11 protein-coding genes are annotated in these 13,229 nt (G+C 69.6%); 3 read left to right on the forward strand and 8 right to left on the reverse strand.

What is annotated here, in order from left to right:
* The first annotated feature begins 95 nt into the window (after positions 1–95).
* Positions 96–806, forward strand: a complete 711-nt coding sequence (locus tag SOM18_RS17715; protein WP_031440630.1) for a hydratase — start codon at positions 96–98, stop codon at positions 804–806.
* On the opposite strand, the gene SOM18_RS17720 is transcribed toward SOM18_RS17715, so the two are convergent.
* The 4 genes from SOM18_RS17720 to SOM18_RS17735 are packed head-to-tail and all read right to left on the reverse strand — an operon-like array spanning position 753 to position 4,505.
* Complete coding sequence (locus SOM18_RS17720) at positions 753–950, reverse strand: hypothetical protein (RefSeq protein WP_031440631.1); 198 nt, start codon at positions 948–950, stop codon at positions 753–755. The genes SOM18_RS17715 and SOM18_RS17720 overlap by 54 nt on opposite strands.
* Positions 947–1,846 (reverse strand): alpha/beta fold hydrolase BchO, encoded by a 900-nt coding sequence (gene bchO, locus SOM18_RS17725; protein ID WP_320482099.1) that lies wholly within the window; start codon positions 1,844–1,846, stop codon positions 947–949. The genes SOM18_RS17720 and bchO overlap by 4 nt, the downstream gene beginning before the upstream one ends.
* On the reverse strand, positions 1,843–3,543 hold the full coding sequence (locus SOM18_RS17730) for a magnesium chelatase subunit D (protein WP_320482100.1): 1,701 nt from the start codon (positions 3,541–3,543) through the stop codon (positions 1,843–1,845). Before SOM18_RS17730 ends, bchO begins: the two co-directional genes overlap by 4 nt.
* Positions 3,540–4,505, reverse strand: coding sequence for an ATP-binding protein (locus SOM18_RS17735; RefSeq protein WP_320482101.1), 966 nt, complete (start codon positions 4,503–4,505; stop codon positions 3,540–3,542). Before SOM18_RS17735 ends, SOM18_RS17730 begins: the two co-directional genes overlap by 4 nt.
* Before the next feature lie 47 nt (positions 4,506–4,552).
* On the opposite strand from SOM18_RS17735, the gene SOM18_RS17740 reads away from it, so the two are divergent.
* Together SOM18_RS17740 and SOM18_RS17745 are read left to right on the forward strand one after the other, a co-directional pair.
* Positions 4,553–5,047, forward strand: coding sequence for a TspO/MBR family protein (locus SOM18_RS17740; RefSeq protein WP_031440462.1), 495 nt, complete (start codon positions 4,553–4,555; stop codon positions 5,045–5,047).
* Between the two features lie 37 nt (positions 5,048–5,084).
* Positions 5,085–5,876 carry a DUF2189 domain-containing protein gene (locus tag SOM18_RS17745; RefSeq protein ID WP_107934391.1) on the forward strand — a complete coding sequence of 264 codons (792 nt, stop codon included), beginning with the start codon at positions 5,085–5,087 and terminating at the stop codon, positions 5,874–5,876.
* Positions 5,877–5,923: 47 nt separating this feature from the next.
* On the opposite strand, the gene SOM18_RS17750 is transcribed toward SOM18_RS17745, so the two are convergent.
* Genes SOM18_RS17750 through SOM18_RS17765 form a run of 4 tightly spaced genes read right to left on the reverse strand, consistent with a single transcriptional unit; the run spans position 5,924 to position 13,227 of the window.
* Complete coding sequence (locus SOM18_RS17750) at positions 5,924–8,266, reverse strand: GH92 family glycosyl hydrolase (protein ID WP_320482102.1); 2,343 nt, start codon at positions 8,264–8,266, stop codon at positions 5,924–5,926.
* Between the two features lie 22 nt (positions 8,267–8,288).
* A complete protein-coding gene (locus SOM18_RS17755; RefSeq protein WP_320482103.1) occupies positions 8,289–9,734 on the reverse strand; it encodes a glycoside hydrolase family 125 protein in 1,446 nt (481 codons plus the stop codon).
* Positions 9,731–12,088 (reverse strand): GH92 family glycosyl hydrolase, encoded by a 2,358-nt coding sequence (locus SOM18_RS17760; protein WP_052380800.1) that lies wholly within the window; start codon positions 12,086–12,088, stop codon positions 9,731–9,733. Before SOM18_RS17760 ends, SOM18_RS17755 begins: the two co-directional genes overlap by 4 nt.
* Positions 12,085–13,227, reverse strand: a complete 1,143-nt coding sequence (locus SOM18_RS17765; RefSeq protein ID WP_235188256.1) for a glycoside hydrolase family 43 protein — start codon at positions 13,225–13,227, stop codon at positions 12,085–12,087. Before SOM18_RS17765 ends, SOM18_RS17760 begins: the two co-directional genes overlap by 4 nt.
* Positions 13,228–13,229: the final 2 nt, after the last annotated feature.

Consider the following 13,229-nt stretch of genomic DNA (forward strand, 5'->3'; position numbering starts at 1 on the left):
TCTCGCCCTATTACAAGCTTAGCGGCCGGAAGACCCCCGAAAACCACTGCGCGATCAACGTCGCGCTGACCGGCCCGCGCGGCAGCGCCTGGGCGATGACCGAACGTCCCGCGCACCGCGTCGACCGGGGCACCGATCATTTCGTCGTCGGCCCGAGCAGCCTCAGCTGGGACGGCGACACGCTGGTGATCGAGATCCGCGAACGATCCGCGCCGCTGCCCTACCCTGTGCGCGGCACGATCCGCGTCATCCCCGCGATGATCGGCACCACCGCCTTCGCGCTCGATCCGGGCGGGCGGCATCGCTGGCATCCGGTCGCACCCCGCGCACAGGTCGAGGTCGCGATGACGCATCCCGGCGTCCGCTGGTCGGGCCCCGGCTATTTCGACTCGAACTTCGGCGACGAACCGCTCGAGGCGGGGTTCGACGACTGGCACTGGTCACGCGCGCATTTGAAAAGCGACGTCGCAGTGCTGTACGAGGGGCGACGCCGCGACGGCACGCCGTTCGACCTCGCGCTGAAATTCGATGCGCAGGGCCGGTGGCACGACGTCATCCAGCCCGCCCCGGCGGCCCTGCCGCGGACCGGCTGGCTCATCAAGCGCGCGACGCGGGCCGATGCGGGACATCGCCCGCGTGTGGTGAAGACGTGGATCGATGCCCCCTTCTATGCCCGCTCCGCGCTGGCCACGCGGCTGTTCGGCGAGGAGGTGCGCGCGGTGCATGAAAGCCTCGCGCTCGGCCGCTTCCGGTCACCGATCGTCCAGTCGATGCTCCCCTACCGGATGCCCCGCGCCTTCTGGTGACGCGACGTCCGGCGGCGGCGGCGGGTCCTTCGCGTTCCGGCCCTTCGCGATCGCCCGATTGACCGAGACGAGCTGCCACACGCAGAAGATGATGACCGGCGCGCCCGCGATCATCAGGTCGAGCAGGCCGAGAATGCCGGTCATATACGGGCCTCCATGAACTGCCGGACGATCGCCGCGACCTCTTCGGGGCGTTCCTCATGCGCGAGATGGCCGAGCCCGTGCAGCGTCTCGAGCCGCCCGTCACCGACCGCCGCCGCCGCCTCGCGCGCATTCGACAACGGGATCGCCCGGTCGGCGTCGCCGTGCACGAGCAGCACCGGCGTCTTCAGGCGCGCCAGATCCCGCCGCAACCCGACCAGATCCCAGGCCGCCATCATGCCGATCGCGCCCGCGCACTGCGCCGACGTGCCGAGCAACGCTGCATAACAGGCCACGCCCGCGTCATCGATCCGCGATCCGGTCGACCGGTACAGGAACCGACCCGTCTCGCCCGGGGTGCGGGCGATCCGCGCGAAGAGATGCGGCGCGATCGGATTGACGAACAGCGCGCGCGCCATCGTCGGGAACAATGTCGCGGCCAGCCCCGGAAAGGGCAGCAGCGCCGCACTCAACCCGATGATCGCCGCCGGGGACGCCGTGCCGTCGATCGCCAGCCGTGCCGCGATCGCCGCGCCCGCCGAATGGCCGATGATCACCTGCGGCGTGACCTGCAGCGCACCGAGCAACGTCGCGACCGCGCCCGCCATGCCCGCGATCGACAGACCGCCGACCGGGCGGCCGGTGGTGAAGCCATGCCCGGGCAGGTCAACCGCGACGACGTGGTAGTGCTGGCCGAGTAACGGTGCGAGCGTCCGCCAGCTATGCGTCGCCGCCCCGGTACCGTGGAGCAGGAGGATCGTCGCGGGCGGGTCCTGGACTACTGGCGCCTCGGGCGCAAAGGTCTGGACATGCCAGCGCAGGCCACCGGCCGTGACGAAGCGGCTGGCGGCGCGATTGGGCCAGTCGCGTCCCTCCACGCTCCAGCGCGGCGCGCTCATGCGGGCTGCACCGCGCGGACCGCCGCGTGCATCCGCGCAGCATCCGCGCGCGGCAGCGGCAGATAGCGCGCCTGCATCGCCGCGGCGAGCGCCGCGCCCTCGGGTCCCGGCCGCGCGGAGATGTCGAGGAATGCCGCGGCAATCCCTGCACGGCCGAGCGCGGCCGCGGCGGCGCTCGCATCCGCGGCGGCGACGCTGCGCACCGCCCGGCCATCCGCGGCGATGTTCGCGCGCCCGTCGGTCAGCAGGACCACGAACGGCGTCTGCCCGCGCGCGCGCGCCGCATCGGCGACGTCGATCGCAGCGCGCAGCCCGGCCGCGAGCGGCGTGCCACCCCCGCCCGGCAGCTCGGCAAGCGACCGCCGCGCGCGTGCCAGCGACCGGGTCGGCGGAAGCAGCACAGTCGCGCCGCTGCCCCGGAACGCGATGAGTGCGACCTGCGCGCGCTGCACGTAGGAATCGGCGAGCAGCAGCTCGACCGCGCCCTTCGCCTCCGCGAGTCGTGACAGCGCCGCCGATCCCGACGCGTCGACGACGAAGATCGTGACCGATTCCGCGCGCGTCTCGAACCGGCGGATCCGCAGGTCGTCGCGGCGGACCAGCACCCGCGACGCGCTGTCCGCCGTGCGCCGCAGCCGCTGCCACGGCGCCGCCGCGCGCAGCGTGTCGATCAGGCTCAGGCGCTGCCCCCCGCCCGGCACCCCCGGGCGCACCCCGACGGGCCGACCGCGCGCCGGCGATCGACGCCGCTCGCCCGCACCGCGCGACGCGCGCGTCCTGCCGCGCCGGACGCCCCCCGCCGCGATCTGCGCCAGCACATCCTTCGGCAGCGCCGCGAGTGCGGCCTGCAGCACGACGTCGTCGAGCGGCCGGGGTTCGCCTTCCGGCTGGTCGCGATCCCCCGCGTCCGGCGGCGGCGCGTCAGGCGGCTGCGCCTCGGGCGGCGGCGGCGCGTCGTCGGGTTGCTCGGCCGGCAGACGAGTCGCGCGCGGCGCGAGCACCAGCCGGGCGGCGAGCATCAGATCCCCATCGCCGATCGCGTCGCGCCCCGCACACCGCGCCGCAGCCCGCGCCGCACGCAACGCGAACAGCGGCGCACGCGCGGTCTCGATGCCCAGCGCCGCCGCGGTCGCGACCAGCGTCGCAAGGACAGCCTCGGACGTCGGCGGCGTCCCCGCATCCCCGAAATCTTCCCCGTCCTGCATCGCCGCCACGGGCTTCGCGTCGTGCAGGTCGATGCGAAACGCGAGCCGTTCGAGCACCGCCGCCGGCGGGCACTCGTCGGGACCGTCCCCGTCGTCGAGCGCCACGACCAGGCATCGTCCGTCGCCGCCGCCGTCCATCGCCGCGACGATCCGCCCCGCCACCGCATCGGACAGCCGATCCGCCATCGCCAGCACCAGCACCCCGCCCGCCGCCTCGACGAGCAGCCCCGCGCGCTGCACCGCCCGCCCCTGGGCCAGCGTCGCGACCAGATCCAGCCCGCCGAACAGCCGGTCGTCGTCGACATGGACCGGCACCCGCCGCAGCGGCGCATCGGCCGGCAGATGCGACCGCAGCGCCGCGATCACCGCATCGCGCAGCGCGCCGCCGCCGCGCAGCGCGATGCCGCCAAGCCCGGGATCGGCAGCACAGAGCCGCGCCGCGATCAGCGCATCGGCCAGCGGATCCGGCGCCCCCGCCGCCGGCCCGGTCACCCCGCCACCTCCTCCAGCGCGCGCAGGATCCGCGCGGTCGACCCGGTCTCGTCGAGCACGTTGCGCCGCAGCCGGTGGCGCAGCGCCATTGGCGCGATCGTCGCGACATGCGCCTGCGTCACCTCCGACACCGCCTCGAGCGCCGCGAGCGCGCGTGCCGCCCGCATCAGCGTCAGTTCGCCGCGCAACCCGTCAGCCCCCACCGCGATACACAGCCGCGACGCGAAGGCGAGCACCGCGTCGGGCAGCGCGACCATCGGCAACCCCGCCCGCCCCCGCGCGATCGCCGCCAGCGTCGCGCGCTCGTCCGCCGCCCAGTGCCCGACGAACGCCGCCGGCGACCGCTCGAACGCGTCGCAGCGCCGGAGGATCTCGACGCGCTGGTCCAGATCCTGCGGGGTGCGAACCTCGACCGACAGCCCGAACCGGTCGAGCAGCTGCGGCCGCAATTCGCCCTCTTCGGGATTGCCGCTCCCGACCAGCACGAACCGCGCCGGATGACGGACGCTCAGCCCCTCGCGCTCGACGACATTCTCGCCCGACGCGGCGACGTCGAGCAGCAGGTCGACGATATGATCCTCGAGCAGATTGACCTCGTCGATATAGAGAAAACCGCCATTGGCGCGCGCGAGCAGCCCCGGCTCGAACGCCTTGATCCCCGCGCCCAGCGCGCGTTCGAGATCGAGCGCGCCGACCACCCGGTCCTCCGTCGCGCCGAGCGGCAGGTCGACGAACGGCACCGGCACCTGCCCGCTGCGCGGCGTCCCGTCCTGATACCCCGCCTGGTCGGCGCGCACCGGCGGCAGCAGCGCGGCGAGCGCGCGCACCGCGGTCGACTTGCCCGTGCCGCGATCGCCGAACACCATCACCCCGCCGATCCGCGCATCGACCGCAGCGATCAGCAGCGCGCGTTTCATCTCGTCCTGACCGACGATCGCCGAAAAGGGGAAAGACACGCGCATGCCAAAGGTGTAACACGCATTGGACACTCGGCAAGATGGACAATGTAATGCTTAACCCGATTGTCGTGAGCGGCAGTGCCGCCATCGCGCTCTGCGTCGTCGGCGGCTTGATGACGCCGATCGGCTCCTGGTACCGCACGCTGCGCAAGCCGCGGTTGCAGCCGCCAAACTGGCTGTTCGGTCCCGCCTGGACGATCATCCTCGGCCTGGCCGCCTGGTCCGCGTCGATCGCCTGGACCGCCGCGCCCGACGCCGCGACGCGCGCGGAGGTGGTGACGCTGTTTGCGGTCAACGCGGTCTTCCATCTGCTGTGGAGCCCTCTCTTCTTCCGCGCCCGGCGCCCCGACTGGGCGCTGATCGAGGTCGTGTTTCTCTGGGCGTCGCTCGTCGCGCTGGTCGTCGGGCTGTGGCCCATCGACCGCTTCGCGAGCCTGTTGATCGCGCCCTATCTCTTGTGGGTCAGCTTTGCGGCCTGGCTCAACTGGGCGATCGTGCGGCTGAACCGGCCGTTCGGTCACGCCGCCCAACGATACCCCGCATGACGAGGATATACGCCACCCCCTGAACGGAGAGCAGATCATGGCCACCCATCCGCACAGCTTCATCGCGCCAGCACCCGCCATCCCCGAGATCCGCGAGATCGGCACCGCCGACCTGCGCTGGGCCCTTGCCGAGGGGTGGAAGGATTTTCTCGCCAAGCGCGGCGACCTGATCGTGATCGGCCTGCTCTACCCGATCGTCTGCCTCGTCGCCGCGGTCGTGACGTACAACGCGCCGCTGCTGCCGCTGTTCTTCCCGCTGGTCGCCGGGCTCTCGATCCTCGGCCCCGCCGCCGCCTCGGGCTTCTACGAACTCGCGCGCCGCCGCGAAGAGGGGCGCGACTCGAGCTGGTGGCATTTCCTCGATCCGCTCAACGGACGCAGCCGCCTGCCGCTCGCGATCCTCACCGCCGGGCTCGCCGCGCTTATGGTCGGATGGCTGGCGACGGCCTATGCGGTCTATGACCTGACCTTCGGTGCGACCGCGCCGCTGCGGATCGGCGACGTCGCGGGCCGGCTGTTCACGACGCAGGAGGGGTGGACGCTGATCCTGCTCGGCAATCTGGCGGGCGCGCCGTTCGCGATCGCCACGCTGGTCTTCGCGCTGGTCGCGTTCCCGATGGTGGTCGATCAGCCGGTCGATGCAGGCCTCGCGCTGCGCACCTCGCTCGCAGCGGCGCGGCGCAACCCGCGCGCGGTGTTCGGCTGGGGGGCGCGAGTCGCCGGGCTCCTCGTCCTCGGGCTGATCCCGCTCGCGATCGGGCTGGCGGTGGTGCTGCCCTGGCTCGGCTATGCGACCTGGCACCTCTATACGCGTCTGGTCGTCCGCTGACGCACCCCCGCGCCGCGCCCGGGTTACCCGGCGCGGCGCGGTCGCCTTCAAGCCCGGGTCAGGCGCGGTCCGGGGTGGTACGATGGCGGACGATCCGCCTTCGCCGTGCCGAACCGCGACGGCTTGTCCCCCATCACGAAGGCGAGCTCGCCACCCTGGGCGAGGTCCGCGTGCCCGATCCAGTTCTTCGTCCAGGGCTTGCCGTTCCACCGCACCGACTGAACATAGGGTGCCTGCGGACCGTTGCCCGACGCGGTGATCCTGAGCGTCTTGCCGCCGCCCAGCGCGACCTCCGCGGCATCGAACAGCGGCGAGCCGAAGACATAGACCGCGCTGACCGGATCGACCGGATAGAGGCCGAGCGCGGAGAAGATGAACCACGCGCTCGTCTGCCCGCAATCGTCGTTGCCGATCACGCCGTCGGGATCCGCCTTGTACATCTCGGTGCACAGCCGCCGAACCATCGCCTGCGTCTTCCACGGCGCACCGGCATAGGCATACATGTACGCGGCATGCTGGTCGGGTTCGTTGCCATGCGCATATTGGCCGACCAGCCCCGAAATGTCGGGCGGCGCATTCTTGGGGAGCGTCGAGGGCGCGACGAACAGCGCGTCGAGCTTCTTCACGAACCCGGCATCCCCGCCGAACAGGTCGATCAGCCCGTAGATATCGTGCTGGTTGAGGAACGTCGCCTGCCAGCCATTCGCCTCGGTGTAATCGCGGTGCTTGTCGGGGTTGTGGCCAAGCTGGATCGGATCATAGTCCGCCCACCAGGTCCCGTCGGCGAAGCGCGGCCGTGCAAAGCCGATCTTCGGATCGATGACGTTGCGATAGTTGAGGCTGCGCTTGCGCAACGCCTGCGCGTCGGCGGAGGCGCCCGCCGCGTCCGCGAGCACCGCCATCGCCCAGTCGTCATACGCATATTCCTGCGTCCGGCTGACCGATTCCCAGACCTTGTCGGCGGGGATGAAGCCGAGGTCGTAATAATAGCCACGGCCGAGCGTGCTCTCCAGATCGCGGAAGCTGCGGTCGAACGCGCGGCGGCGGATCTGCGGCCAGGCGGCGGCATAGTCCGCCTTCACACCCTTCACGCACGCCTCGGCGAGCACCGACACGGAATGCCAGCCGATCATGCACGCGGTCTCGACACCCTGGAGCGGCCAGACCGGCGAGCCCGCCGGGCTCTGGGTCGTCTGGCGGACCAGATCGCGCGTGAACTGCGCGGCCTTGTCGGGCTGGACCAGATTGAGCAGCGGGTGCAGCGCGCGGTACGTGTCCCACAGCGAATAGGTGCTGTACGCGGGATCACCCGGCGCCGCTGTGTGCACCTTGCGGTCGAGCCCGACATAACGGCCGTCGCGGTCGGTGAAGAGCGTGGGCGACAGGAACGTATGATACAGCGCGCTCGCCATGATCGTGCGCTGATCGGGCGTGCCGCCCTCGACACGGATACAGTCGAGCTGCGTCTGCCAGGTCCGCGCCGCCGACCGGCGCACGCTGTCGAACTGCCAGCCCGGGGCCTCGCCCGCCAGCGCGGCCTTGGCGCCCGCGACGTCGACCGCGGAGATGCCCGTCTTGATCAGGATCGGTTCGCCGCCCGCCTGGTCGAAGAACAGCGCGACCTTCAGCCGGTTGCCGGTGATCGCCTTCGCGCCCGCCGGTGCCGGTTTGTCGTCGTCGCCGAAGAACTCGACGCGGTCGGGGCGGCGCGACAGCTGCATCGCGAAATGGATCCGCCGTCCCTTCGCCCAGCGGTGGACGCGGCGGCTGCCGGTCAGCATGCCGTCGGGCGACAGCGCCAGCGACGCCTCGTCGATCAGCACGCCCTTGTCCCAGACGTCGAGGATCATGTGCGCGAAGTCGATCAGAATGTGCCCCGCGCCCTGCGGGAAGGTATAGCGGTGATGCCCCGTCCGCTCGGTCACGGTCAGCTCGGCGAGCACGCCCGATTCGAGCTTCACGCGGTAATAGCCGGGCTCGGCCAGCTCATCGGAGAAGCGCTGGCGATAGCCGTCCTGCGGCTTGTCGAGCGCACCGGGTTTGAGCTTCAGCGGCCCGCGCGTCGGGACGACGAGGACGTCGAGCATGTCGCCGATTCCCGTCCCCGACAGATGCGTGTGGCTGAACCCCATGATCGAGCCGTCATCCTGGTGATAGCCCGAGCACGCGTCCCAGCGGCTGTTGTCGGTGTCGGGGCCGAGCTGGACCATCCCGAACGGCAGCGACGGCCCGGGATAGGTGTGGCCGTGCCCGCCCGTGCCGATGAACAGATCGGGCTTGCCCGCGGTCGGGCGCTGGCCCTGCGCGGTGGCAGCGGCGGCGGGCAGCACGCCCGCAAGGCCGGCAAGCCCGGTGGTGGCGAGCACCTGGCGGCGGTTGGCGGTGGTCATGTGTCTCTCCCGTGGGTCCATGTCAGTAGCGCGCGGCGAGCAAGCCGGGCTTGCGGCGCTCGAGGTCGAGTATCAGCTCGCCGAACAGCCCGTTGGCCCAGGCGAACCAGCTGCGCGTGAATTTCGTTGGATCATCCTTGTGGAAGGATTCGTGCATGAAGCCCGTGCCGCCATGCGTCGTCTTCAGCCATGTCAGGCACTGGCGGATCACGGCGTCGTCATCGCTGTTCATCGCATGCGTGACGATCGACATCGGCCAGATCATGTCGAGGCCGATATGCGGCCCGCCGATTCCCTGCGCGGCCTTGCCCGCAAAGAAATAGGGGTTGCGATCGCTCCAGGCGAGCGCGGCGGTGCGGCGGAACAGCGGGTCGGCGCGGTCCGCCGCGCCAAGCAGCGGCAGGCCCGACAGGCTCGGCACGTTGGCGTCGTCCATGAAGATCGCATTGCCGAAGCCGTCGACCTCATAGGCCCAGACCTCGCCCCCCTGCCCGTCCGGCATCCGGCCATGCGCGCGCAGCGCCGCCTCGACTTCGGTCGCCAGCGCCTCGCTGTCCGCCGCCCCCGCGGTATCGCCGCGCGCCTCGCGCTGGACCGTCGCCAGCATGCGCAGCGCCGACACCGCGAACAGGTTGGACGGGATCAGGAAGGGGTAGAGGCACGCATCGTCCGACGGGCGGAACATCGAATGGATCAGCCCGACCTTGCGCGTCGGGGCGCCATAGCCTTCGAACATCAGCGTCTCGGTCGGCGAGACGTTCAGCCGCTGGAAATGATACGGGCCCTTGCCGTCCTTGCGCTGCTGTTCGCGGAAGGTCGCGACCGCGCGGACCATCGCCTGCGCCCACAGGTCGTCGAACGGCGTCTTGTCGCGCGTCGCTGCCCAGTAGCCGTGCGCGAGCCGCATCGGGTAGCAGAGCGAGTCGATCTCCCATTTCCGCTCGGCGACGCCGGGTTTCATCTCGGTCTGGTCGGTCCGCGCGCCCAGGTTCGATTTCGCGGTCGGGTCGTCCATGAACGCGTTGGCGTACGGGTCGATCAGGATGCAGCGCGCCTGCCGAGCGATCAGCCCGACAAAAACCCGGCGCAGGCCCGCGTCCTTGGGCGCGAGATGGACATAGGTCTGCATCTGCGCCGAGCTGTCGCGCAGCCACAGCGCCTCGATATCGCCGGTGATGACGAACGCGTCGGGCTTGCCGTCGACCATGCCCAGCCGGACCGTGGTGTCGAGCGTGTTGGGGTAGCAATTCTCGAACAGCCAGGCGAGTTCGGGGTCGGCAATCTTCGCCTTCACGCGCGCGATCTCGGCCTCGACCGCGGCGCTGACGAAGCGACGCTCGCCACGCGGCGGGCGCTTGCTTGCCAGCGGCGCGGCGACCGCCCCACCGGGCAGCGCCGCCGTCAGTGCGAGCGCCGCCGCGCCGGTCATCACGTCGCGGCGGCGGGGGGTGAAGCGCGCGCCGCTCATGGCTTGGCCACCGGTGCGCTCATCGAGAAGGGCGCAGCACTGCTCGCCGCCCCCCATTTCAGGTTCGGCGTCGCTCCCATCACGAAGCGCAGCGTACCGCCCTTCTGCAGCGCCTCGCGCGTCAGCCACGGCTTGTCGTGCGGCGTCCCGTTGAAGCTCGCCGACTGGATATAGACATTGCCCGGCCCGTTGTTCGCCGCCTCGATCGTCAGCCTCTTGCCCCCCGGCATCGTCAGTCTGACGGTGCGGAACAGCGGGCTGCCGATCGCATATTGGCCGACCGCGGGCGTGACCGGATAGAAACCAAGCGCGGAGAACACATACCAAGCAGAGGTCTGGCCATTATCCTCATCGCCCGGATAGCCGTCAGGCGTGGGCGCGTAGAGCTTCTTCATCACGTCGCGGACATGATATTGCGTCTTCCACGGCGCCCCCGCCCAGTCATAGAGATAGGGCATGTGCTGGATCGGCTGGTTGCCATGCGCATATTGGCCCATGTCGACGATCTGCATCTCGCGGATCTCGTGGATCGTTTGCCCGTAATAGCTGTCGTCGAAGATCGGCGGTGTGGTGAAGACCGAATCGAGCCGCTTCACGAACGCGTCCTTGCCCCCCATCAGGTCGGCGAGCCCCTGCACGTCCTGCATCACCGACCAGCTGTAATGGAGCGCATTGCCCTCGGTGAACGCGTCGCCCCATTTATACGGGTTGAAGGGGGTCGACCAGCTGCCGTCCTGGTTGCGACCGCGCATCCACCCGCTCTGCGCGTCGTAGAGCTTGCGGTAATTCTGCGCCCGCGCGGCATAGAGCTTGGCATCCTCGGTCTTGCCGAGCGCACTCGCCAGCCGCGAGATCGAGAAGTCGGCGGTCGCATATTCGAGGCTGCGCGCGGCATTCTCGTTGATGCCGACGTCATAGGGCACATAACCCAGCCGGTTGTAATATTCGACGCCCTCACGCCCGACCGCGCCGACCACATTGCCCTTCTTGTCGACCGGGCGCCCCTGCGACGTGGTCGCGTTCTTGACCATCGCCTCGTACAGCGTCTCGACGTCGAACCCGCGCACGCCGTTCAGATACGCGTCGGCGATCAGGTTCGTCGAGTTCGACCCGATCATCACGTCGCGGTGGCCGGGACTTGCCCATTCGGGCAGCCAGCCGGACTCCTTGTAGGTGTTGACCAGCCCCTGTATGATCTCGCTGTCGCGCTCGGGATACATCAGCGCGAAGAACGGGAAGACCGCGCGCCACGTGTCCCAGAAGCCGTTGTCGGTATAGAGAAAGCCCGGATGCACCTTGCCGTCATAGGGGCTGTAATGGACCGTTTGGCCCTTGGCATCGACCTCGTGGAACATGCGCGGGAACTGCAGCATGCGGTACAGCGCGGAATAGAAGGTGCGCCGGTTGTCGATGTCGGGATCGCTCACCTCGATCCGGTCGAACTCGCGTTGCCAGACCGCCTTCGCCTTGGCCTTGGTCTGCTCGAAGCCATCGCCGCCGATCTCGCCGCGCAAATTGCGCTCGGCCTGGTCGAGGCTGATGAACGACGACGCGACCTTGACGCCGACCTGCTCGCCCTTGCGCGTCTTGAAGCTGACGACCGCGCCGACATGATCGCCCTCGCGCACCGGCGTCGCGGCGATCTGGCCGTTATCGTCCCAGGTTCGGCTGACGGTGAAGGCGTGGTCGAATTCGGCGACGAAGTAATTGTGGAAATTGCCCGGCACGCCGCCGTGATTGTTACGGACATAGCCCGTGATCCGGCGCTTGACCGGGTCGATCGACACCATCGATCCGCCCGCATAGCCGTCGAGGATGATGTGCGCGTCGTCGCTTTCGGGGAAGGTGAAGCGGAACTGCGCGGCGCGGTTGGTCGGCGCGACCTCCGCGGTCACGTCGTAATCGGCGAGATAGACCTTGTAGCTATAGGGCCGGCTCTCCTCCGCCTTGTGGCTGTACCACGAGGCGCGTTCGTCCGCCTTGACCTTCAGCGCGCCGGTCGTCGCCATCAGCGCGAACGCGGCATAATCGTTCATCCACGGGCTGGGCTGGTGCGTCTGCTTGATGCCGTTGATCTTGTTGCCGTCATAGGTGTAGCCCCAGCCGCTGCCGGGCTTGCCCGTCACCGGCGTCCAGAAGTTCATCCCCCACGGTACCGCGACCGCGGGATAGGTGTTGCCGTAGGACAGCGTATAGTCGGAATCGGTGCCCATCAGCGGGTTGACGAGGTCGACCGACGGCTGCGCCTCGGCGCTGGCCGCAGCCTGTGCCGACAGCGGCACCGGTGCGACGAGCGCGATCGACGCGACCGCCGCCACCGTGCCGCGCAATGCGGCGATTACCCTGTGTCTCACATCGCTCTCCCAGATGAATGTTGGTCGCGCCCTGAAGCGGTTGGCCCGGCGGTTGACCCGGCACGGATCGGCCGCGGCGCGACGCCGGTATCGGTCATGACGACGGGCTCGATCGTACCGTCGGCGGCAAAGACCATGCGGTCGACCGCGATCTGCCGGTGTTCGCCGCGATCGGTGTCGAGCGGCCGCCGGTGATAGGCGATGTACCAGTCGTCGGTGCCGGGCACGTTGACGACCGAATGATGCCCCGCGCCGCGCGCGATGCGCAGGTCCTGCGACAGGATCTTGCCCTTCGGCGTGAACGGCCCGGTCGGGCTCGGCGCAGTCGCATAGGCGACGCTATAGTCCGGCCCGGTCCACCCGCCCTCCGACCACATCAGATAATAGACGCCGCGACGCTCGATCATGAACGACCCCTCGACATAGCCGGGCGGCGTGATCTCCTTGAACATCGTCCCGTCGGGAAACGGCAGGACGCGCTTCAGGTCCGGGCTCAGCCGGACGACGTTGCAATGCTTCCACCCGCCATAGAAGAGATAGACCTGCCCGTCGCGATCGCGGAACGCGAACGGGTCTATCGGCTGCGCGCCGTTATGGAACGCGCCGACCAGCGGCTTGCCCAGCGCATCCCTGAACGGACCGCCCGGCGTTGTGCTGACCGCGAGCCCGATCCCGCCGAGCTCGGCATCGCTCTGGATGTCGTTCGCGCTGAAGAACATGTAATAGCGCCCGTTCGCCTGGAGCACCGACGGCGCCCAGATCGCATAGGCGGCCCAGCCCGCGTCCTGCACGTCGAACACGCGGCGATGCTTTGTCCAGTGCACCAGGTCCGGTGACGAAAACGCGTCGAAAAAGGTCTGCATGCCATAGGACGGGCGGACCGTCTTGCGCAGTCGGGCCGCCTTTTGCGCGGGCGTGAAGCGGCTCGGCGCGACCGGCTTTCCGGCATGGTCGGAATAGGTCGGGTAGATCCAGTATTGCCCCGCGAATACGCGGATCTCGGGATCGGCATACCAGCCCGGCACGATCGGGTTGGACGCGGTCGCCGCTCCGCACGCGAGCAGGCCCGCCAGCGTCAGCGCCCGGCGCAGGACGCGGGGATATCTATCAAAAAAGCGGTGGCTCCGCGAAGGAGCCACCA

Source organism: Sphingomonas sp. CFBP9019, from assembly GCF_034045155.1.
GTDB classification, from domain to species: Bacteria; Pseudomonadota; Alphaproteobacteria; order Sphingomonadales; family Sphingomonadaceae; genus Sphingomonas; species Sphingomonas aerolata.